19 protein-coding genes are annotated in these 20751 nt (G+C 74.1%); 11 read left to right on the forward strand and 8 right to left on the reverse strand.

Going from position 1 to position 20751, the window contains the following annotated elements; all coding sequences use genetic code 11:
- Positions 1–170: 170 nt before the first annotated feature.
- Positions 171–2138: an APC family permease gene (locus QSK22_RS08290; RefSeq protein WP_285493421.1), complete on the reverse strand. Its 1968-nt coding sequence runs from the start codon at positions 2136–2138 to the stop codon at positions 171–173.
- Positions 2139–2382: 244 nt separating this feature from the next.
- On the opposite strand from QSK22_RS08290, the gene QSK22_RS08295 reads away from it, so the two are divergent.
- The 3 genes from QSK22_RS08295 to QSK22_RS08305 all read left to right on the forward strand — a co-directional run bounded on the left by QSK22_RS08295 (position 2383) and on the right by QSK22_RS08305 (position 4722).
- Complete coding sequence (locus QSK22_RS08295) at positions 2383–3291, forward strand: LLM class flavin-dependent oxidoreductase (protein ID WP_352231423.1); 909 nt, start codon at positions 2383–2385, stop codon at positions 3289–3291.
- Positions 3292–3365: 74 nt separating this feature from the next.
- Complete coding sequence (locus QSK22_RS08300; RefSeq protein WP_285493422.1) at positions 3366–3791, forward strand: hypothetical protein; 426 nt, start codon at positions 3366–3368, stop codon at positions 3789–3791.
- Between the two features lie 202 nt (positions 3792–3993).
- On the forward strand, positions 3994–4722 hold the full coding sequence (locus QSK22_RS08305) for a FadR/GntR family transcriptional regulator (RefSeq protein ID WP_285493423.1): 729 nt from the start codon (positions 3994–3996) through the stop codon (positions 4720–4722).
- A 44-nt stretch (positions 4723–4766) separates the two neighbouring features.
- On the opposite strand, the gene QSK22_RS08310 is transcribed toward QSK22_RS08305, so the two are convergent.
- The 3 genes from QSK22_RS08310 to QSK22_RS08320 are packed head-to-tail and all read right to left on the reverse strand — an operon-like array spanning position 4767 to position 7593.
- The gene (locus QSK22_RS08310) at positions 4767–5549 is read right to left on the reverse strand and encodes a crotonase/enoyl-CoA hydratase family protein (RefSeq protein WP_285493424.1); all 783 of its coding nucleotides are present in this window, start codon (positions 5547–5549) and stop codon (positions 4767–4769) included.
- Between the two features lie 27 nt (positions 5550–5576).
- Positions 5577–6335 carry an SDR family NAD(P)-dependent oxidoreductase gene (locus QSK22_RS08315; protein ID WP_285493425.1) on the reverse strand — a complete coding sequence of 253 codons (759 nt, stop codon included), beginning with the start codon at positions 6333–6335 and terminating at the stop codon, positions 5577–5579.
- 58 nt (positions 6336–6393) lie between these two features.
- Complete coding sequence (locus QSK22_RS08320; protein ID WP_285493426.1) at positions 6394–7593, reverse strand: thiolase family protein; 1200 nt, start codon at positions 7591–7593, stop codon at positions 6394–6396.
- Positions 7594–7695: 102 nt separating this feature from the next.
- On the opposite strand from QSK22_RS08320, the gene QSK22_RS08325 reads away from it, so the two are divergent.
- Genes QSK22_RS08325 through QSK22_RS08340 form a run of 4 tightly spaced genes read left to right on the forward strand, consistent with a single transcriptional unit; the run spans position 7696 to position 11599 of the window.
- Positions 7696–8859, forward strand: a complete 1164-nt coding sequence (locus QSK22_RS08325; protein WP_285493427.1) for an acyl-CoA dehydrogenase family protein — start codon at positions 7696–7698, stop codon at positions 8857–8859.
- A gap of 34 nt (positions 8860–8893) precedes the next feature.
- Entirely contained in the window at positions 8894–10039 is a 1146-nt protein-coding gene (locus QSK22_RS08330) for an acyl-CoA dehydrogenase family protein (RefSeq protein ID WP_285493428.1), read from the forward strand.
- Positions 10039–10788, forward strand: coding sequence for an SDR family NAD(P)-dependent oxidoreductase (locus tag QSK22_RS08335; protein ID WP_285493429.1), 750 nt, complete (start codon positions 10039–10041; stop codon positions 10786–10788). The genes QSK22_RS08330 and QSK22_RS08335 overlap by 1 nt, the downstream gene beginning before the upstream one ends.
- 7 nt (positions 10789–10795) lie before the next feature.
- Positions 10796–11599: an amidohydrolase family protein gene (locus QSK22_RS08340; protein WP_285493430.1), complete on the forward strand. Its 804-nt coding sequence runs from the start codon at positions 10796–10798 to the stop codon at positions 11597–11599.
- Positions 11600–11671: 72 nt separating this feature from the next.
- Here QSK22_RS08340 and QSK22_RS08345 read toward each other — a convergent pair whose 3' ends face one another.
- From QSK22_RS08345 to QSK22_RS08355, 3 genes are all read right to left on the reverse strand, one after another.
- A complete protein-coding gene (locus tag QSK22_RS08345) occupies positions 11672–12439 on the reverse strand; it encodes a FadR/GntR family transcriptional regulator (protein WP_285493431.1) in 768 nt (255 codons plus the stop codon).
- The gene (locus QSK22_RS08350; protein ID WP_285493432.1) at positions 12436–13689 is read right to left on the reverse strand and encodes a CaiB/BaiF CoA transferase family protein; all 1254 of its coding nucleotides are present in this window, start codon (positions 13687–13689) and stop codon (positions 12436–12438) included. Before QSK22_RS08350 ends, QSK22_RS08345 begins: the two co-directional genes overlap by 4 nt.
- 71 nt (positions 13690–13760) lie before the next feature.
- Entirely contained in the window at positions 13761–15401 is a 1641-nt protein-coding gene (locus QSK22_RS08355) for a flavin-containing monooxygenase (RefSeq protein WP_285493433.1), read from the reverse strand.
- 251 nt (positions 15402–15652) lie between these two features.
- Between QSK22_RS08355 and QSK22_RS08360 the strand changes: the two genes are divergently transcribed.
- The gene (locus QSK22_RS08360) at positions 15653–16660 is read left to right on the forward strand and encodes an LLM class flavin-dependent oxidoreductase (RefSeq protein WP_285493434.1); all 1008 of its coding nucleotides are present in this window, start codon (positions 15653–15655) and stop codon (positions 16658–16660) included.
- Positions 16661–16746: 86 nt separating this feature from the next.
- Here the strand turns inward: QSK22_RS08360 and QSK22_RS08365 are convergent, their stop codons facing one another.
- Positions 16747–17223, reverse strand: a complete 477-nt coding sequence (locus QSK22_RS08365; protein WP_285493435.1) for a nuclear transport factor 2 family protein — start codon at positions 17221–17223, stop codon at positions 16747–16749.
- Positions 17224–17385: 162 nt separating this feature from the next.
- Between QSK22_RS08365 and QSK22_RS08370 the strand changes: the two genes are divergently transcribed.
- The 3 genes from QSK22_RS08370 to QSK22_RS08380 all read left to right on the forward strand — a co-directional run bounded on the left by QSK22_RS08370 (position 17386) and on the right by QSK22_RS08380 (position 20652).
- Positions 17386–18843, forward strand: a complete 1458-nt coding sequence (locus QSK22_RS08370; protein WP_502872289.1) for an aldehyde dehydrogenase — start codon at positions 17386–17388, stop codon at positions 18841–18843.
- Between the two features lie 90 nt (positions 18844–18933).
- Positions 18934–19782, forward strand: coding sequence for an SDR family oxidoreductase (locus QSK22_RS08375; RefSeq protein WP_285493437.1), 849 nt, complete (start codon positions 18934–18936; stop codon positions 19780–19782).
- Between the two features lie 81 nt (positions 19783–19863).
- The gene (locus tag QSK22_RS08380) at positions 19864–20652 is read left to right on the forward strand and encodes an SDR family NAD(P)-dependent oxidoreductase (protein ID WP_285493438.1); all 789 of its coding nucleotides are present in this window, start codon (positions 19864–19866) and stop codon (positions 20650–20652) included.
- Positions 20653–20751: the final 99 nt, after the last annotated feature.

The raw sequence follows: 20751 nt of genomic DNA on the forward strand, positions 1-20751 counted from the left end.
AGATGTCGCCCCGCCGACCCCCTGCACCGTCGTCGACCAGTCAGGATGCTAGGCGCGCCGGACAAGGTGATCAAGAAGACGAGTGTCAAGAATGCCGTCGCACCCGGTAGATCATGATGTCCGTGACAGGGCCCCGGTGCCCGCAGCGGGGGCGCGGCCGGACCGGGCCGTCACCGGTCGGCGTCCGAGCGGCGGTGCGGCAGGGGGATGACCCGGCGGACGCGGTGGCGGCTGTTCATGGCGGCGCGTTCAGCCCGGCGGGCCTGCGCCTCGGTGCCGGCCGAAGCCAGCTGCCATGGGACGCTGCACACCATGACGCCGGGGCGGAACAGCAGCCGGGCCTTCAGGCGCAGGGCGCTCTGGTTGTGCAGCACCTGCTCCCACCAGTGCCCGACGACGTACTCGGGGATGAACACGCACACCACGTCGCGGGGGCTCCGGCGGCGGACGCGCGACACGTAGTCCAGCACCGGGCCGGTGATGTCCCGGTACGGGGAGTCCAGGACGACCAGCGGCACCGGGATGTCGCGTTCCCGCCACTCGCGCTCCAGCCCCGCCACCTGGGCGGGGGAGCCGTCCACCGTGACGGCGGTCAGGGTGCTGGGATGGGTGGCGCGGGCGAACGCCAGCGCCCGCAGGGTCGGGGTGTGCAGTCTGGACACCAGCACCACCGCGTGGATGCGGCTGGGCAGCGGCACCGGCTCGTCGCCCGGCCGCAGCTCGGCGTCCAGCCGGTCGTAGTGCCGCCGGATCGCCTTCATCATCCAGAACAGCAGCGGCGTCGCCACGCACACGATCCAGGCGCCGTGGGTGAACTTGGAGACGACCACGATCGCCAGGACCAGCGCGGTCAGCGTGCCGCCCAGCCCGTTGACCAGCCGGGCCCGGCGGATGCGGCCGCGGGGCGCGGCGCCGCCGGTGCGCAGCGTCCGGGTCCAGTGCCGCACCATGCCCCACTGGCTGAGCGTGAACGACACGAACACCCCGATGATGTACAGCTGGATCAGCCGGGTGGTACTGGCGTCGAACGCCCAGATCAGCGCGATCGCCAGCAGCGCCAGCAGCACGATGCCGTTGCTGAACACCAGCCGGTCGCCGCGGCGGCCGAACTGGCGCGGCAGGTGGCCGTCCTCGCCCAGGATCGAGGCCAGGATCGGGAACCCGTTGAACGCGGTGTTGGCCGCCAGCACCAGGACCGCCGCGGTGAACACCGCGACCAGGAAGAACGGCACCGAGCCGGCGCCGAACACCGCCGCCGCCTCCTGCGCGATCACGGTCTTCTGCATATAGCCCGGGGGCGCGCCCGCCAGCCGCCCCGGGGCGTCGGTGACGTGCACGCGGGCCGTCACCGCCAGCGCCGTGATGCCCGCGAACATCGTCACGGTGAGGGCGCCCATGAGCGCCAGGGTGGCCGCGGCGTTGGCCGCTTTGGGCGGCCGGAAGTTCGGCACCCCGTTGCTGACCGCCTCCACGCCGGTCAGCGCGGTGCAGCCCTGGGAGAAGGAGCGCAGCACGATCGCCGCGGCCAGCAGCCCGGCGGCGTGGTGGGCCGGCTCCACGCGCAGCGACGCCGACTCGGCCACCGGCACGCCGCCGGTCAGCGCGCGGACCGCACCCCAGGCGAGCATGGCGAACACGACGGTGACGAAACCGTAGGTGGGGATCGCGAACACCGTGCCCGACTCCTTGACGCCGCGCAGGTTCATCACCGTCAGCACCGCGATCATCGCGACGCACAGCTGCACCGCGTACGGGTGCAGCGCGGGGAACGCCGACACGATGTTGGCGACCCCGGCGGCCACCGACACCGCCACCGTCAGCACGTAGTCGATCAGCAGCGCGCCGGCGGCGACCAGCGAGGCGTTCAGGCCCAGGTTGGCGCGGCTGACCGCGTACGCGCCGCCGCCGTTGGGATAGGCGCGGCAGGTCTGCCGGTACGACATCACCACCACGGCCAGCAGGGCGATCACCGCCGCGGCCACCCAGGGCGCCAGGTGCAGCAGCGCCATGCCGCCCAGACCCAGCCCGAGCAGGATCTCCTCGGTGGCGTAGGCGTTCGACGACAGGGGGTCGCTGCAGAACACCGGCAGCGCCAGGCGTTTGGGCAACAGCGTCTCGCCCATCTGCTGGGTGCGCATCGGGCGACCCACGAGCAAGCGCTTGGGAAGTCCAAGGACGGCCTTCACGGCGACCACCTCATGCGCCGCCTACCCGGCCGGGTTTCCGCCTAACGGCGAGGCCGGGCCGAGGACGCCGGGCCGTGGCCGTTTCCCGTGCGGCCGGGGCGGAATACCGTCCCGTGGCGCGCGGTTCCACGGCACGTCCGATCACCTTGGGGCCGTGCGGCCGCGACGTCCGCGCGGCGGCAGTGAGGGGGGAGTCATGACCGACTACGGCCACGACCTCATGTTCGGCGCGTTCATCACCCCGGGCAGCGCCGACCCGAAACACGTGCTGGACCTGGCGCAGGAGGCCGAGGCCGCCGGCCTCGACCTGGTGACGTTCCAGGACCACCCCTACCAGCCGCGCTTCCTGGACACCTGGACGCTGCTGTCCTACGTGGCGGCGCGCACCGAGCGCGTCCGCCTTTCGGGCAACGTGCTGAACCTGCCGCTGCGTCCGCCCGCGGTGCTGGCGCGCGCGGCGGCGAGCCTCGACCTGCTCAGCGGCGGCCGCTTCGAGCTCGGCCTGGGCGCCGGCGGTTTCCGGGACGCCATCGCGGCCATGGGCGGGCCCAGCCTCACCCCCGCGCAGAGCGTCGACGCGCTCAGCGAGGCCATCGACGTCATCCGCGGCGTCTGGGACGCCGGCAACACCGCGCGGTTGCGCATCGACGGCGCCTACCACCGGGTGGACGGCGCCAAGCGCGGCCCGGCCCCCGCCCACGACATCGGGATCTGGCTGGGCGCCTACAAGCCCCGCATGCTGCGTCTGGTCGGCGGGAAGGCCGACGGGTGGCTGCCCTCGCTGCCGTACCTGGACGGCGTGCACCGGCTCGCCGAAGGCAACGCGGTCATCGACGAGGCCGCCGCCGCGGCCGGACGCGACCCCGCCGCGGTGCGCCGCCTGCTCAACATCGGCGGCCGGTTCGGGTCCGGCGGCGAGGAGCCGTTCACCGGACCGCCCGCGCGGTGGGCCGAGCAACTGGCCGAGCTGGCCCTGGAGTACGGCGTCAGCGGCTTCATCGCCATGGCCGACGACCCCGCCTTCCTGCGCACGTTCGGCCAGGAGGTCGCCCCCGCGACCCGCGAACTGGTCGCCTCCGCCCGCGCGTCCGCCGCCCCCGCCTGACCTGGCCGGGCCCGGTCCCGGACGCGCCCCGCCCCCCATCGCATGCCCGACCGTCCGTCCACCAGGAGGATGCGATGAAGCTGAGGACCGTTCCGGGCCGCCTCGCCTGCGGCGCGTACATCCTGCACAGCGGGCTGGAGCTGTGGAAGGGGGACAAGGAGCAAGCCGCGGCCACGCACGGCATGGCGGCCGCCGCCTTCCCGTTCCTGCGCGACGTCCCGCCGCACCGATTCCTGCGCCTACTGGCCGCCGGGCAGATCGCCACCGGCGCCGCGCTGCTCGCGCCGTTCGTGCCGAGCGCCCTGGCGGGGGCCGCCCTCACCGGGTTCGGCGGCTCCCTGGTCGCGTTCTACCTGCGCGCCCCCGGCCTGCGCAAACCCGGCAGCGTCTGGCCCAGCCGGGAGGGCATCGGCGTCAGCAAGGACGTCTGGCTCCTCGGCATCGGCCTCGGCCTGCTGGCCGACGCGGCCACCGAGCGCCGCGCACCGGAACGCGGCTGATCGTCTCCCTCTGCCGGGGTGATGCCTCTCGTCACGGGGCGGCGGCCGCCGCGCCGCGTGCCGTCCCGGGTCGACCGCCCGGGACGGCACCTTGTGATCTACAACGTAAAGGCGTCGGCCGGGTCGCCGCGGCGCCATGCCGGGTCTTCCTATGGACCATAATGATGGTTGTCATTGATTCAGGAAGACGGGTAGGGACGACGTGGCGCAGCCGCATATCAAACGGGGGGTGAAGGTCGGCGAGGCGATCGCGCAGGACATCGTGCGGAAGATCGGCGCGGAGGGGCTGGCACCGGGCACGCCGCTGCCGTCCGAGGCCCAGATGATCGAGGAGTACGGCGTCGGGCGCGGGTCGCTGCGCGAGGCGCTGCGCATCCTGGAGGTGCACGGCCTCATCTCGATCAAGCCGGGCCCGCGCGGCGGGCCGATCGTCGCCGAGGTCAGCGCGGCCGCCTTCGGCCAGATGGCGTCGCTGTACTTCCAGGCGGCGCGGATGACCTTCCGGGAGCTGATGGAGGCCCGGCTGGTGATGGAGCCGGTCATGGCGCGGCTGGCCGCCGAGCGCCGCGAACCCGACAAGGTCGAGCTGCTCAGGAGCATCGCCCAGGGCACGCCGCTGGACGACGACGCCGGCTACCTCAGCCACAGCGGCGACTTCCACCGCCTGGTCGCGTCCATGTCGGGCAACGGCATGCTCAACCTCTACAGCGCCTCGCTCGGGCACATCTTCCACGACCGGGTCAGCGGGATGTTCTTCCCCAAGGCCCGCCGCGCCAAGGTGCGCGAGGCGCACGCCGCCATCGCGCAGGCGATCGCCGACTCCGACGCCGACGCGGCCGACAAGCTGATGCGCGACCACATGCAGGAGTACGCCACCTACGTGCGGCGCAAGCAGCCGGCGCTGATGAACGAGGTCGTCGGCTGGCGCTGACGGCGCGCGGCGCGCCGGGCGGCGGGCCTTCGGGGCCGTCCCTTTCAGGAGCCGGTCCAGCGCGGGGCGCGCTTCTCCACGAACGCCCGCGCGCCCTCCTTGGCGTCGGCCGACTCGCGGACCGGGGCGACGATCTCCTCCTGCCGGGCGAACTGCTCGTCCAGCGTCCAGTCCGCGGACTCCACCAGCACCCGCTTGGACGCCGCCAGCGCCAGCGGCGCGTTCGCGGCGATCTCCTCCGCCAGCTGCAGCGCCCCGGCGAGGGCCTTGCCGGGGTCGGTGAGCCGGCCGACCAGGCGGACCTCGGCGGCGTCGGTGGCGGGCCACATCCGCCCGGTCAGCGCCAGCTCCATCGCCAGGTGGTACGGCACCCGCCGCTGCAGCCGCAGCAGGCCTCCGGCGGCCGCCGTCAGGCCCCGCTTGACCTCCGGCAGCCCGAATGTGGCCGCCCGCGACGCCACGATCAGGTCGCAGGCCAGGGCGATCTCGAACCCGCCGGCGAGGGCGTACCCCTCCACGGCGGCGATCAGCGGTGTGCGCGGCGGCCGCTGCACCAGCCCGGCCAGGCCGCGCCCCTCCACGACGGGCCGCTCGCCGCGCGCGAACCCCTTGAGGTCCATGCCCGCGCAGAACGTCCCGCCCGCCCCGGTGATCACGCCGACGGCCAGGTCGGGGCGGGCGTCCAGCAGGTCCAGCGCCTCGGCGATGCGGTGCGCCATGTTCCGCGTCACGGCGTTGCGGGCGGCGGGCCGGTTCATGGTGAGCACCAGCACCGGGCCGCGCTCCTCCACCAGCAGTTCCGGCTCCGCGCCGGCGGTCTGGCTCATCTTCGGTCTCCTTCGACGATCCGGCGGTCAGCGGGGGGCCATGCGCAGCGCGCCGTCCAGGCGGATGGTCTCGCCGTTCAGCATCCTGTTCTCGATGATCTGCAGGGCCAGCGAGGCGTACTCGTCGGGGACGCCGAGCCGGTTGGGGTGGGGGACGCTCCTGCCGAGGGACTCGCGCACGTCCTCGGGCAGGCGGGCCAGGATGGGGGTGTCGAACAGCCCGGGCGCGATCGTGGTGACCCGGATCAGCCGCGACGCCAGGTCGCGCGCGGCCACCAGCGTCATGCCGACCACGCCCGCCTTCGCCGACGCGTACGGGATCTGGCCGATCTGCCCCTCCCACGCGGCGACCGACGCGGTCAGCACGCACACGCCGCGTTCGCCGCCGACGGGCTCGTTGCGGGCCATCCGCGCGGCCGCCAGCCGCAGCACGTTGAACGTCCCGATCAGGTTGATCCGCACGATCCGCTCGTAGGTCTCCAGCGACCCGGGGGAGCCGTCGCGGCCGACGAGCCGGACCGGCCCGCCGCGTCCCGCGCAGTGCACCAGGGCGCGCAGCGGCGCGGCCGCCTCGGCGGCGTCGAGCGCGGCCTGCACGCCTTCGGGTTCGGTGACGTCGGCGGGGGCGAAGGTGCCGCCGATCCGGCCGGCGACGGCCGCGCCGTCGGACTCGGGCAGGTCGAGGACGACCACGTGGGCGCCGCGCTCGGCGAGCCGCGCCGCGGTGGCCGCGCCCAGGCCCGAGGCGCCGCCGGTGACGATGACCGATGTTCCTTTGACGTCCACGCGGGTGTCTCCGTTTCGCGATGGTGGCGGGGCGGGAAGGCGGGTTCGGCAGGCGGGGTCAGAGGCGTTCGATGACGGTGGCGTTGGCCATGCCGCCCGCCTCGCACATCAGCTGCAGCCCGTAGCGGCCGCCGCCGTCCTCCAGGGCGTGCAGCATCGTGGTGGCCAGGCGGGCGCCGGACGCGCCGAGCGGGTGGCCGAGGGCGATGGCGCCGCCGCGCGGGTTGACCCGGTCCGGGTCGGCGTCCGGGAACTCGGCGAGCCAGGCCAGCGGGACGGATGCGAACGCCTCGTTGATCTCGATGTGGTCGATGTCGGCGAGCGTCAGCCCGGAGCGTTCCAGGACGCGGTGCGTCGCCGGGATCGGCGCGGTGAGCATCAGCAGCGGGTCGTCCCCGCACACCGCCATCGCGTGGATACGGGCGCGCGGTGTCAGCCCCAGCCGGGCGCAGCGGGCGGCGCTCATCACCAGCAGGGCGGCGGCGCCGTCGGTGATCTGCGAGGAGTTCCCGGCGGTGATGTGCCAGCCGATCTCCGGGAAGCGGGCCGCCAGGTCGTCGCGGGCGAACGCGGGCCGCAGCGCGGCCAGGCGCTCGGCGGTGCTGTCGGGGCGGATCGTCTCGTCGCGGCCGAACGGGCCCGCCGGGGTGTCCACCGGCACGATCTCCCGGTCGAACGCGCCGGAGTCGCGCGCGGCGGCGGCCAGGCGGTGCGAGCGGACGGCGTAGGCGTCCAGCTCGTCGCGGCTCAGCTTCCAGCGGGCGGCGACCAGTTCGGCGGCGACGCCCTGCGGCACCAGGCCGGGGGCGTACCGGGCGCCGACGGCGGTGCCGTACGGGTCGGCGCCCGCGCGGGCCGAGCCCATCGGAACCCTGCTCATGGATTCCACGCCGGCGACCACGACGACGTCCTGGCAGCCGGACATGACGGCCTGCGCGGCGAAGTGCAGGGCCTGCTGGCTGGATCCGCACTTGCGGTCGATGGTGGCGGCGGGCACGTGCGCCGGCAGGCCGGCGCCCAGCCAGGCCATCCGGCCGGGGGTGGCCGACTGCTCGCCGACCTGCGACACGCAGCCCACCAGCACGTCGTCGACGAGGGCGGGGTCGAGGCCGGTGCGGGCGAAGAGCGCGGTGAACGTCTGGGCCAGGAGGTCGACCGGGTGGACGTCGGCGAGCGCGCCGCCCGGTCGGCCGCGTGCGGCGGCGGTGCGGACCGCATCGACGATGACGGCCTCGGTCGGCGGGTGTCCCTGCTGCATGACAATTGATTATCATGATATGCATCAGTATGTCCACGAGCGCCGATGACCGCCGCTCGCCCACAAACCAGGTTCATCATTACTAGGGAGAAGGCGGGTTCCATGACTGCCGTTGCCGAGCATCCCGAGATCGACGAGATCCGCGAGTTGGCGGCCCGGGTGGCGACCGAGGTGTTCGGCCCGTCGGCCGAAGAACGCGACGCCGCCCGCACCCCGGTGTCGGAGGCCGAGCGGCGCCGCCTGGGCGAGCTGGGCTTCCTCGGCATCGCGCTGCCCGAGCGGTTCGGCGGCGCGGGCGCCCCGCTGCCGCAGGCGCTGGCGGTGATCGAGGAGTTCGCCAAGGTGTCCCGGCCGGCGGCGTTCCAGATCTTCGAGGCCAACACCGGGCCCGCCCAGGTGATCAACCATCTGGGCACCGAGGAGCAGCGGGCGCGCTGGCTGCCGCCGATCATCCGGGGCGAGAGCACCATGGCGGTCGCCATCTCCGAACCGGACGCCGGGTCGGCCGCCACCGACATGCGCACCCGCGCCGAACGCGTCGACGGCGGCTACGTCGTCAACGGCGTCAAGCGCTGGATCTCCAACGGCGGCGAGGCCGACCGCTACCTGCTGTACTGCCGGATGGGCGACGCCCCCGGCGCCAAGGGCATCGGCGCCGTCGTCGTGGAGAAGGGCATGCCCGGCCTGAGCTTCGGCCGGCCCGAGCGGCTCATGGGCTTTCGCGGCATCCCGTCCGCCGACGTGATCCTCGACGGCGTCCGGGTGCCCGAGGAGAACGTCGTCGTGCCCGCCGGCGGCTTCGGCAGGCTGTTCGGGGTGTTCGCCATCGAACGGCTCGGCAACTCCACCATGAGCCTGGCGATCGGGCAGGCCGCGCTGGACCGCACCCGCGAGTACGTGTGCCGGCGCGAGCAGTTCGGCAAGCCGCTGGTGGAGTTCCAGTCCGTCCAGCTCGCGCTGGCCGACATGCTGCTGCAGGTCGAGGCGGCCCGGCTGCTGGTGCAGCGCGCCGCCGCCGGCGCCGGCGCCGGCCTGCCCGACCCGCTGCAGACCTCGCTGGCCAAGTGCGCCGCCAACGAGATGGCCAAGCGCGTCACCGACCTGGCCATGCAGCTGCACGGCGGCAACGGCTACACCGAGGAGTACGGCATCGAGCGCCTGCACCGCGACGCGCACGGCTGGGCCATCGCGGGCGGCACCCCCACCATGCAGCGCATCCGCATCGCCTCCGAGCTGCTCGGCCGCAGGTTCGACCAGCGCCGCTGACCGTCCGCCCCGACAGGCGACCCTAAGGAGCATCGTGGAAGAAGGGCAGTTGTTCGAGCTGAGCCCGCGCCACCGCAGCGTGCAGGAGGCGGCGCGGCAGGTCGCGGCGCAGGTGGACGCGTTCGCCGCCGAGGCCGACGAGAGCACCCGGGTGCACGCCGGGGTCCTTGCGGCCCTGCGCTCCTCCGGCCTGGCCCGGCACGTGGTGCCTGCGGCCTACGGCGGGCAGAGCGAGACCCTCGACCCGCTGACGATCACCGTCGTGCGCGAGGCGCTGATGTACTCCTCGGCGCACCTGGACTCGCTGTTCGCCATGCAGGGCATCGGCAGCTACTCGCTGGCCGTCGGCGGGAGCGACGCGCTGCGCCGCGCGTGGCTGCCCCGGGTGGCCGCGCTCGACGCCATCGCCGGGCTGGCGCTCACCGAGCCGGACGTCGGGTCCGACCTGCGCGCCGTCACCACCACCGTCGAGAGCGTCGCGGGCGGCGTGCGGGTGCACGGCCGCAAGTCGTTCATCACCAACGGCGGCGCGGCCGACTTCTACTGCGTCCTCGGCCGCGAGGGCGCGGACGGGTACTCGATGGTGCTCGTCCCCGCCGACGCGCCCGGGCTGACCGTCACCCCCGGCAGCGACCTGATCGCCCCGCACATCCTCGGCGAGCTGGACTTCGACGGGGTCGTGGTGCCCGAGGAGAACCGGCTCGGCGTGCCCCGCAAGGCGTTCTCGCTGATGCTGCAGACGCTCGCGGTGTTCCGCGTGTCGGTGGCCGGGTCGGCGGTCGGGCTGGCGCAGGCGGCCCTGGACGAGGCGCTGCGGCACGTCACCACCCGCGAGCAGTTCGGCCGGCCGCTGATCCACCTGGGCGCCGTCGCGCAGAACGTCGCGCTGTCGTGGACGGAGGTGGAGGCGGCCCGCGCGCTCGCCTACCGGGCGGCGGCGCAGGCCGGCGCCGACCCGCTGGCCCGCCTGGATATGTCTTCGCTCGCCAAGGTCGCCGCCACCGAGGCCGCCGGCCGGGTCGTGGACCGGTCCCTGCAGGTCATGGGCCGCTTCGGGCTGGTGCGCGGCTCGAAGATCGAACGGCTGTACCGCAACGCGCGCCCGCTGCGCGTGTACGAGGGCGCCACCGAGGTGCTGCTCGACTCGCTCGCGCGGCGCCTGGCGAAGGGAGTGTCCTGATGGATCTTCGGCTGCGGGACGCGGTCGTCCTGGTGACCGGCGCGAGCCGGGGCCTGGGCGCCGCCATCGCGCTGCGGCTCGCCGCCGAGGGCGCGCACGTCGTCGGCGCCGCCCGCTCCAAGCACGCGCTCGACGAGCTGGCGGCGCGCAGCGGCGGGCGCATCACCGCCGTCGAGGCCGACATGCGCGACGAGGACGCCGTCGCCGGGCTCGCCGACGAGGTGGTCGCCCGGCACGGACGCATCGACGCGCTGCTCAACAACGCGGGCATCGCCCCGGCGGGCAGGTTCGCCGACCAGGACCCCGCCGTGTGGAAGGAGGTGATGGCGGTCAACGTCCTGGCGCCCATGCTGCTCGCCCGGGCCGCCGGACGGCACATGATCGCCCAGGGGGGCGGCCGCATCGTCAACGTCGCCTCCACCACCGGCGTGCGGGGCAAGCCGCACCTGGTCGCCTACTCCACCTCCAAGGGCGCGGTGGTGCGCTTCACCGAGGCCCTGGCCGCCGAGTGGGCCGCCAAGAACGTCCAGGTCAACTGCCTGGCGCCGGGTGCGTTCCGCACCGACGCCCAGCGCGCCGTGCTGGAGTCGCCCGACCTGCTGCGCCGCCGCGTGGCCCGCATCCCCGCCGGGCGCATGGCCGACCCGGACGAGCTGGTGCCGCTGGCGTGCCTGCTGCTGTCCCCGCTGTCGTCGTTCACCACCGGCGCCACCTTCGTGGTGGACGGCGGCGAGTCCGGCAAGCTGTGAGGAGAACATGATCATCGATGCGCACAGCCACGTGTGGCCGGACCGGATCGCCGCGGCCGCGCTCGGCGGCAACCGCGTGCCCGGACTCACCGCGCGCGGCGACGGCACCGTCGGCGGGCTGACCGCGGCCATGGACCGCGCCGGCGTCGACGTCAGCTGCTGCCTGGGCATCGCCAACCAGGCCCGGCACGTCGACAAGGTCAACGCGTTCGTCGCCGGGCTGGCGGGCAAGCGGCGGGTCGCCGTCGGCACCGTCCACGTCGACCTGCCCGTCGAGGAGAACCTGGCCAGCCTGCGGCGGCACGGCGTCACGGCGGTCAAGCTGCACCCGCTGTTCCAGAACTTCGCCCTGGACGACCCGCGCCTGTGGGACCTGTTGGAGGCGTTCGGCTCCGACGTCGCCGTCATCGCGCACGTGGGGGAGGGCGGCGACGCCCGCACCAACGCGCTGTCCAACCCCCGGATGATCGCCGACATCGCGCGGCGGTTCCCCGACCTGCGGCTGGTGGCCTGCCACTTCGGCGGCTACCGCATCCTGGACCAGGCCGAGGAGATGCTGGACGGCGCCGACGTGGTGCTGGAGACGTCCTGGCCGCCGAGCCTGGCGGAGCTGCCGCCGGAACGGGTGCGGCGGCTGGTGCGGCGGCACGGCGCGGAGCGCATCGTGTTCGGCTCGGACTGGCCGATGACCGACCCGGGCGCGGAGATCGCCGCGATCGCAGCGCTCGGCCTGACCGACGACGAGACCAAGTCCGTGCTCGGCGGCACCATGGCCCGCGTCCTGGGGATCGACTCGCCCTGGGCGGGGTGATCCGGTGACCGGGTGTGCTCCGGGAGGTCCCCGCGCGGTCCTCCCGGAGCACCCGGAGCGTCCGGGCGGGTGCTAGAGGCCGTCGCTCCACACGATCGGGGCCGCCAGCACCTCGGGGAACTTGCGTTCGGCGTAGCGGATGTACTCCTCGATGTGCCGGGTCATCGCCTCGGCCGACGCCGCCGGGTCGCGCGCGGCGATCGCCTCGTAGATCCGCAGGTGCGCCCGGTGCACGGCGCGGCGCCGCACCTCCGGGTAGTCGATGCCGATGGCCGAACCGTCCAGGATGCCCAGCAGCGCGTCCACCACCAGCCCGAAAAGCTGGTTGCCCGAGCCGTGCGCGATGACGTCGTGGAAGCGCTTGTTCTGCTCCAGGAACACCGCCTGGTCGTCCAGGTGGTCGCCCATGAGCTCGACGCTGGAGCGCAGGTCGGCCAGGTGCCCGGCGCTCATCCGCTCGGCGGCCAGCCGCGCCATCATCGGCTCCAGCCCGCCGCGCGCCTCGGCGACCGTGCGGAACGGCGCGTTGCCGAACTGCAGCAGCAGCGTCAGCGTGGTGGCCAGGGTGCCCGCGTCCGGCCGCTGCACGACCGGCCCGCCGCCCGGGCCCGGCTTCAGCGCGATCACGCCCTGCAGCTCCAGGAACCGCAGCGACTCGCGCAGCGTGCCGCGGCCGACGCTGTAGTGCTCCAGCATCTCCCGCTCGGGCGGCAGCCGGTCGCCGACGGTGTTGCCGCGCCGGTTGATGTCGGCGACGATCCGCTGCGCCAGCAGCTCGGCGGTCTTCTTCGGCCGCGGCGTGCCGCGGGCCGCCGGGCCGGGCGCCACCGGTGCGGTCATCGGCACGCCCCTCCCGGGGCGCTGATCACGCCCGCCGCGGCCAGCTCGGCCAGCTCCTGCGCCGACATCCCCAGCTCCCCGCCCAGCACCTCGCCGGTGTGCTCGCCGACGCCGGGCACGCCCTGGTACACCGGCCCCGGGTAGTCCTTGACGTGCAGCACCGGGCCGGGCATCACGGCGGCGGGGCCGAGGACGGTGCCGGCCAGCTCCCTGAGCGTGCGCTCGGCGAAGTGCGGGTCGCGGGTGATGTCGCGGGCGTCGTTGACCGGCGCCGCCACCACCTCGTGCTCGTCCAGCACGGCCAGCACCTGCGCGCGCGGCCGCGACCGCACCCAGTCCGCCACGATCCGCTGCAGCTCCTCGTTGTTGGCCATGCGCGCCGCGTTGGTGGCGTACCGCTCGTCGGTGCGCAGGTCGGGCCGGCCCATCGCGTCGAACAGCCGCATCGCGATGCTCTGGTTGGACGCCGCGATCGACAGCCACGCCCCGTCGGCGGCCTGGTAGATGCCGCGCGGCGAGGCCGCGCCCGACGCGTTGCCGCAGCGCTGCATGATCTCCCCGGAGGTGGTGTAGCGCAGCACCGCGTCGCCGAGGATGAACATCAGCGGCTCGTACAGCGCCACGTCCACCTCGCCGCCGGTGCCGTCGCCCGCCTCCCGCCGGTACAGCGCCATGGTCGTGCCGAACGCCGCCGCGATGCCGGCGATGGAGTCGGCGAACCCGAAGGGCGGCGCGGTCGGGGGCGAGTCCGGCCAGCCGTTGAGGAAGGCGTAGCCGCTGGCGGTCTCGGCGACGGTGCCGAACCCGGGGCGCTCCCGGTACGGGCCGGTCTGCCCGAAGCCGCTCACCCGGGTCAGCACCAGGCCGGGGTTGTCCTGCGACAGCTCCTTGTAGCCCAGGCCCCACGCCTCCATCCGGCCGGGGCGGAAGTTCTCGATGAGCACGTCGGCGTCCCGGGCCAGCCGCCGGACGAGGTCGCGCCCGGCGGGCTGCCGAAGGTCGATGCCCACCGACCGCTTGCCGGCGTTCAGCCGGGAGAACCCGATCGCCAGGCCGTTGTGCGCGGGCTGCCACTGGCGGGCGAAGTCGCCGCCGGCCGGGTCCTCGACCTTGACCACGTCCGCGCCGAAGTCGCGCAGCATCCGGCCGGCGGTCGGCGCCGCGTACATCGAACCGAGCTCGATGACGCGCACGCCCGCGAGGGGGCCGTCGGCGGGGGGACTGTCGTCGCGCATGTCAGCAGGGCTCACGCGCCGGACCTCCTGGTGTGTTCACGTGCGGGGCCTTCCCGCTCGCGATCGTTCGTGGGACGGCTCGGGGGTCAGCTCAGGTCGAAGCCGTCGTAGTCGCGTGCGGCCACGTCGGCGCAGATCCGCCGGTACCGCCCGACCCCGCCGGCGTAGGGCATGAACACGCGCGGCTTGCCCGGCACGTTCGCGCCCAGGTACCAGGAGTTGCCGCGCGGGTAGAGCGTCTGCGCGGCGACCTCGTTGACGTGCTCGACCCAGGCGTCCTCCTTCTCCAGGACGGCCTCGGAGCGGGTCAGCCCGTTCTTGCGCAGGTACTCCAGGTGGTCGGAGACCCACTCGACGTGCTGCTCGATCGACACCAGCACGTTGCTGAGCACCGAGGGGCTGCCGGGCCCGGCCATGAAGAACAGGTTGGGGAACCCGTGGGTGGCCAGCCCCAGGTAGGTGCGGGGGCCCGCCGACCACTTGTCGCGCAGCGACCGTCCGCCCCGGCCGCGAATGTCGATCTTCAGCACGGCGCCGGTCAGCGCGTCGAACCCGGTGGCGAACACCAGCACGTCGAGCCGGTGCAGCTCCGGCTGCGGGCCTGCGGTGCGCACGCCCTCGGGCTCGATGCGCTCGATGGGGGTCTCGCGCACGTCGACCAGGCGGACGTTGTCGCGGTTGAACGTCTCGTAGTAGCCGATCTCCAGGACCAGGCGCTTGCTGCCGAACGGGTAGCCGCGCGGGGTGAGCCGCTCGGCGACCCACGGGTCGCGGACGATCTGGCGGATCTTGGACCGGACGAACTCGGCGGCCAGCTCGTTGGCCTCCATGTCGCGGGTGATGTCCTGGTAGGCGGCCTGGATGTCGGGGCCGCCGCGCCGCCAGTACTCCTCCAGCCGCGCGCGCAGCTCCGCGGGGTCGGCCTCCACCGCCAGGTCCTCGTGCAGCACGCGGTGCGTGCCGCCCGGGTGGTTGCGGGCCTGCTCGCGGTACTCCTCGAAGCGCGACTTGAGGTCGGCGACGTACTCGGGGTCGAGCGGGCGGTTGACGGCCGGGACGATGTAGTGCGGGGTGCGCTGGAACACCGTCAGGTGCGCGGCCTGCCGGGCGATCTGCGGGATGACCTGCACGCCGGACGAGCCGGTGCCGATCACGCCCACCCGCTTGCCGGTGAAGTCGACGCCGCCCGGCGGCCAGTTTCCGGTGTGGTGGCAGTCGCCGGCGAAGTCGCCGACGCCTTCGATGTCCGGCGGCTTGGCGACCGACAGCTGGCCGGTGGCCATGATGACGTGGCGGGCGGTGACGCGGTCGCCGTGCTCGGTGACGGCCGTCCAGGCGTCCGCCTCCTCGTCGAAGGTCAGCGCGGTCACCCGGGTGCGGAAGGTGATGTCGCGGCGCAGGTCGAACCGGTCGGCGACGTGGTTGATGTAGCGCAGGATCTCCGGCTGGGAGGGGTAGCGCTCGGTCCAGTCCCACTCCTGGACCAGTTCGTCGGAGAAGGAGTAGCAGTAGTCGACGCTCTCGATGTCGCAGCGCGCCCCGGGGTAGCGGTTCCAGTACCAGACGCCGCCGACGTCGCCGGCCGCCTCCACGGCGTGCACCCGGTGGCCGAGCGCGCGCAGCCGGTACAGGGCGTACAGGCCCGCGAAGCCCGCGCCGACGACGAGGACGTCCAGTTCCCCGGGCGGCGGCCCGGGGCGTTCGTTCGATCCGGTGGGCGTGCTCACAACCAGGCGCTCCCTACCCTTAACTCTGATAATGAAATGAAGGTATTTGGTGGAGAGCCGCCGCGTCAAGCGATCGCCGGGGCGGCGGCCCTCCTCGCGGGCCCGCCCAGGTCGCGCGGCGGGCCGGGACGCTTGACCCGGGCCGAAATCCAGGCGCATGATGAACCTGTTTTTGCCAGCCCTGACGTCCCCTGTCCAGCTGGTCCGTACGATGTCGCCCGGGGTGGCCCGGGCGTTGTGGAGGTGCCGAGGTGCTGCGGTTCGGGCTCGCCGTCATGAACGACTTCCCCCCCGACGCGGTGCCCGCGCGGCGCGTCCCGCTGATCCGCGAGCAGGTGCGGGCGGCCCGCGACGCGGGGATCTCCTCGATCTGGGTGCTGCAGCACTACCTCGGCGGCATGCCGACCCTGCAGCCGGTCCCGCTGCTGGCCGCGCTCGCCGAGGACGCGGGCGACATGCGCCTGGGCACGAACATGTTCATCCTGCCGCTGCGGCACCCCGTCGAGGTCGCCGAGGAGTTCGCCACCCTGGACCACCTGACCGGGGGCCGCGCCGTCGCCGGCTTCGGCATGGGCTACCGGGAGAACGAGTTCGCCTCCTTCGGCATCCCGATGGAGCACCGGCTCGGCCGCTACGAGGAGGCCGTGGAGCTGATCCGGCGGCTGTGGAGCGGCGAGCGCGTCACCTTCCGCGGCGAGCACTTCCGCGTCGACGACCAGCACATCAGCCTGCCGCCGGTGCAGCCGGGCGGGCCGCCGGTGTGGATCGGTGCGGGCCCGCACCGCACCGGGGCGCTGCGCGCCGCCCGGCTCGGGGACGCCTGGATCGTCCCGCCCCACGTCGCCCCGGAGAAGCTACGCACGCTCCTCGGGCACTACCGGGGGGAGCGCGAGCGGCTCGGCCTCGGGCCGTCGGAGCTGGTCGTCCGCCGGGAACTGGTGCTCGACCACGACCGCGAGCGCGCGCGGGCCGTCGGCGTCGCGGCCCGCGGCGCCCTCACCCGCAGGTACGCCGAGTACAACGCGCCGCAGCAGGGCGAGGCGTACCGGCACCTGCGCGGCGACCGGGCGGCCGAGGAGGTCGCCGACGCCTCCTATCTGTTCACCGACCCGGCGGGGGCGGTCGCTGCGCTCAAGGCCCTGGAGGCCGACGGGTTCACCCACGTCATCCTGCGCGCCCAGTGGTATGACCTGCCCCAGGAGCAGGTGCTGCGGACCCTGGAGCTGTTCAAGAACGAAGTGCTCCCCGCGTTCGCCTGACCGCCGCGCCGCACGCGGCCGGCGGGGCGTGCCCGGCCCGCCGGGCACGCCTCACACGTCCGCATGAGGCGGGCGCGTCCGCCGGTTCACGGACGCGCCCACCCCTTCTCCAGGTCGGTGCTCACGTGCAGGTCGATGGTCTTGTCGGCGAACAGGGCGGTGTCGCCGTCGACGTGCAGCCGGTCCCGGTAGGTGCCCCAGCCGATCACCGACGAGACGTCGGCGCGCGCCGTGAACAGGAAGTACGAGGCGATCTCCACCACGCCCGGCGCCACCCAGGTGGTCCGGGGGCTGACGATGAAGTGCCGCTTCTGCGACGGGTCGGCCGCGATCCGGTCCCGGTAGAAGGCCGCGATGGCCGCGCGGCCGGTCATCGTCCGGCCCGGCCGCCCGGCCGGCCGGGTGTGCAGCGCGCCGTCCTCGGTGAACAGGGCCGCGACCGCCTCCGGGTCGGGATCGTCGAGCGCCTCGGCGTAGCGGTGCAGATGGTTGCGCGCGGTCTCGCTCTCCTCCAGGCGGCGCACCCGCCGCAGCAGGTCGGCGATCTGGCTCCGGCTCGTCATGGTCGCTCCTCGGTCAGGCCGTGGGGGCGGGTGCGCGCGATCGCTCCGCACCCAGATGATCATGGTTCGCGCAGGTCCGCGGGGTCGGGCCCTTGACCTTCCGTTGACCGACCCTTATGTTCATTATCACAGATTTGGTGATCGGGCGGGATCGGAGCGCAGATGGCGGCGGTGCGGAGCGGGCCACTGGGGCTGTTCGTCGGGGGGCGCCGGGTTCCGGCGCGGGACGGTGGCGCGGTGCAGGTGCGCAATCCCGCCACCGGCGAGCACCTGGGCGCCGCGGCGCTGGCCTCGCCCGCCGACATCGACGACGCGGTCGCCGCCGCGCGCAAGGCGTTCGACGCGGGCGTGTGGGCGGGCACCGACCCGGCCCGGCGCGCCCAGGTGCTGCGCACCGCCGCCGACCTGCTGGAGCGGCGCGCCCCCGAGCTGGCCGCCGGCATCACCGCCGAGCTGGGCTGCCCGATCTGGTTCAGCGAACGCGCGCACGTGCCCAACCCCATCCGGCACCTGCGCTACTACGCCGACCTGGCCGAGACCTTCCGCTACGACGAGCGGCGCACCGACGGCGCCAACGCCAGCATCGTCACCCAGGAGCCGGTCGGGGTGGTCGCCGCGATCACCCCGTGGAACGGTCCGCTCAGCGCTCCGGCCCTCAAGGTCGCCCCGGCGCTGGCGGCCGGCTGCTCGGTGGTGCTCAAGCCGCCGCCCGAGACGCCGCTGACCGTGCACGCCATGGCCGACGCGCTGGCCGAGGCGGGGCTGCCCGAGGGAGTGCTCAGCATCGTGCCCGGCGACCGGGCCGCCGGGGAGCGGCTGGTCGCCCATCCCGGGATCGACAAGATCGCTTTCACCGGCAGCAGCGCCGCCGGCAAGAAGATCATGGCGGTGGCGGCCGAGCGGATCGCCCGCGTCACGCTGGAGCTGGGCGGCAAGTCGGCCGCGATCATCTGCGACGACGCCGACCTGGACGCCGTCGTCCCGGCGCTGCTGCCGATGGCGCTGCTGGTCAACGGCCAGGCGTGCATCGCCCAGACCCGGGTGCTGGTGCCGCGCCGCCGCCGGGACGAGATCGTCGCGGCGCTGGCCGAGGCGCTGCGCGCGCAGCGCCTCGGCGACCCCGCAGATCCCTCCACCACCGTCGGGCCGCTGATCAGCAAGGTGCAGCGCGACCGCGTCGCCGGCTACATCGCGACCGGCCGGGCCGAGGGCGCCCGCGTCGTCGTCGGCGGCGAGCGCGCCGAGCTGCCCGGCGAGCTGGCGCGCGGCTGGTTCGTCCCGCCCACGCTGCTGGACGGCGTCGACAACGGCATGCGCGTCGCCCAGGAGGAGATCTTCGGGCCGGTCCTGGCGGTGATCGAGTACGACGGCGACGACGAGGCCGTGGCGATCGCCAACGACTCGCGCTACGGGCTGTCCGGCTCGGTGTGGACACCGGACGAGGACCGCGCGCTGGCGATCGCCCGGCGCATCCGCACCGGCATGGTCAGCCTCAACGGGCGTCCCCAGGCGTTCGGCACCCCGTTCGGCGGCTACAAGGAGTCGGGCCTGGGCCGGGAGATGGGCCCGGAGGGGTTCCGGTCGTACCTGGAGACCAAGTCCATCGCCGTCGCCCCCTGACCGGGCCTGGACGCCCGCTTTTTCCGCACACCCCTGTGCGACCTCCGCGCGTGACACCCCCGCGCGCGGCAGACCGACCGAGGAGGGTCAATGTCAGGACGGCTGGCCGGGAAGGTCGCGGTCATCACCGGCGGCGCGAGCGGGATCGGCGAGGGCACCGCCCGCCTGTTCCACGCCGAGGGCGCCCGCGTCGTCATCGCCGACGTGCAGGAGGGGCCCGGCGAGGCGCTGGCCGCCGCCCTGGGGGAGGGCGCGGTGTTCGTGCGCACCGACGTCTCCCGCGAGGACGACGTGGCCGCCCTGGTCGACACCGCCGTCGAACGGTTCGGCCGTCTGGACGTGATGTTCAACAACGCCGGGGTGATGGGCGCCCTCGGCCCGATCGACCGCACCCGGATGCCGGACGCCGACCTGACCATCGCCGTCAACCTGCGCGGCGCGCTGTGCGGGATGAAGCACGCCGCGCGGGTGATGAAGCCGCGGCGCAGCGGGGTGATCCTGTCCACCTCCAGCCCCGCCGGGGTGCTCGGCGGCGTCGGCCCGCACGTCTACAGCGCGGTCAAGGCCGGGATCATCGGGCTGTCCAACTCGGTCGCCGCCGAGCTGCGCCGGTTCGGCGTGCGGTGCAACGTGATCGTGCCCGGCGCCGTCGTGTCGGCCATGACCGCCGGTCTGGTGGCCGGGGGCGCCGACGACCTGGGCGGGGCCGAGCGCGCGCTCGGCGAGACGGCGTACATGGACCGGCCGCTGCGTCCCGCCGACGTCGCCGCCGGGGCGCTCTATCTGGCGAGCGACGAGGCGTCCCACGTCACCGGCATCGTGCTGCCGGTCGACGCGGGTATGACCGGCGCCGGAGGCCACTCGCCCTTCGCCGGCGGCCGCTACGAGGAGCCGACCGCGCTGTTCGAAGCCGGCCGACGCGTGCCCGCCGGCGACTGACCGCGGCCGCGGCGGGCGGGGGATGCCGGTCGGTCGCCGGGCGCGGCGCGCACACCTTCCAACAGCAGAACGGAGACCGACATGCTCACGGACAAGCGTGTGCTCGTGACCGGCGCGGGCGCCGGCATGGGACGGGAGATCGCCGTGGAGGCCGCCCGGCAGGGCGCCGCGTTCGTGGCCGTGGCCGACATCGACCTCGCCGCCGCCGAGGAGACCGCCGCCGCCGTCGGCGAGGCCGGCGCGCGGGGCCTGCCGATCCGGGTGGACCTGGCGGACGCGGCGCAGGTCGCGGACATGGTCGAGACGGCCGCCGCGGCGGCGGGCGGCCTGGACACCCTGGTCAACAACGCCGGGGTGATGGACGGCGCGGTCGCCCCCGGCGCCACGTTCGAGACGCTGCCCGAGGACGCCTGGGACAGGGTGTACGCGGTCAACGTCAAGGCCGTGTGGGTGGCGACCAAGGCGGCGGCCCCGCACCTGCGGGCGTCGGGGCGCGGTCCCTCGGTGGTGAACGCCGCGTCCGTCGCGGGGATGACGGGCTACCCGGCCGCGGCCTACACCTCCAGCAAGGGCGCCGTCATCCAGCTCACCCGGGCCGCCGCGATCGCGCTGGCGCCCGAGGTGCGCTGCAACGCCTACTGCCCGGGCTCCATCGAGACGCCGATGAGCCGCGCGCACCTGGCGGCCGCGCCGGACCGGGAGGCCAGGCTGCGGGAGATGACGGGCGCGCACCTGATCCCCCGGTTCGGGCGGCCGGCGGAGGTGGCCAAGGTCGTCTGCTTCCTGGCCTGTGACGACGCCTCGTTCCTCACCGGTGGGATCTTCCCGGTGGACGGCGGCACCACCGCCTGGCGCGGCCTGCGCACCTAGCGTGCGCACGTTCCTCACCTGGCCATATTTCCTTCGATTCATGCGCATAGAACTCTTGACCTGGACGTAATACAGGCGAATCATATTCATCATCTTTTC

It is taken from the genome of Actinomadura sp. NBRC 104425 (assembly GCF_030269545.1).
Classification (GTDB): Bacteria; Actinomycetota; Actinomycetes; order Streptosporangiales; family Streptosporangiaceae; genus Spirillospora; species Spirillospora keratinilytica.

Bases quoted from the DNA above. Each gene is read 5' to 3' on its own strand.
- QSK22_RS08290 (WP_285493421.1), bottom strand. From the start codon at position 2,138: ATGCGCACCCAGCAGATGGGCGAGACGCTGTTGCCCAAACGCCTGGCG.
- QSK22_RS08295 (WP_352231423.1), top strand. From the start codon at position 2,383: ATGACCGACTACGGCCACGACCTCATGTTCGGCGCGTTCATCACCCCG.
- QSK22_RS08300 (WP_285493422.1), top strand. From the start codon at position 3,366: ATGAAGCTGAGGACCGTTCCGGGCCGCCTCGCCTGCGGCGCGTACATC.
- QSK22_RS08310 (WP_285493424.1), bottom strand. From the start codon at position 5,549: ATGAGCCAGACCGCCGGCGCGGAGCCGGAACTGCTGGTGGAGGAGCGC.
- QSK22_RS08320 (WP_285493426.1), bottom strand. From the start codon at position 7,593: ATGCAGCAGGGACACCCGCCGACCGAGGCCGTCATCGTCGATGCGGTC.
- QSK22_RS08325 (WP_285493427.1), top strand. From the start codon at position 7,696: ATGACTGCCGTTGCCGAGCATCCCGAGATCGACGAGATCCGCGAGTTG.
- QSK22_RS08335 (WP_285493429.1), top strand. From the start codon at position 10,039: ATGGATCTTCGGCTGCGGGACGCGGTCGTCCTGGTGACCGGCGCGAGC.
- QSK22_RS08340 (WP_285493430.1), top strand. From the start codon at position 10,796: ATGATCATCGATGCGCACAGCCACGTGTGGCCGGACCGGATCGCCGCG.
- QSK22_RS08345 (WP_285493431.1), bottom strand. From the start codon at position 12,439: ATGACCGCACCGGTGGCGCCCGGCCCGGCGGCCCGCGGCACGCCGCGG.
- QSK22_RS08365 (WP_285493435.1), bottom strand. From the start codon at position 17,223: ATGACGAGCCGGAGCCAGATCGCCGACCTGCTGCGGCGGGTGCGCCGC.
- QSK22_RS08370 (WP_502872289.1), top strand. From the start codon at position 17,386: ATGGCGGCGGTGCGGAGCGGGCCACTGGGGCTGTTCGTCGGGGGGCGC.
- QSK22_RS08375 (WP_285493437.1), top strand. From the start codon at position 18,934: ATGTCAGGACGGCTGGCCGGGAAGGTCGCGGTCATCACCGGCGGCGCG.
- QSK22_RS08380 (WP_285493438.1), top strand. From the start codon at position 19,864: ATGCTCACGGACAAGCGTGTGCTCGTGACCGGCGCGGGCGCCGGCATG.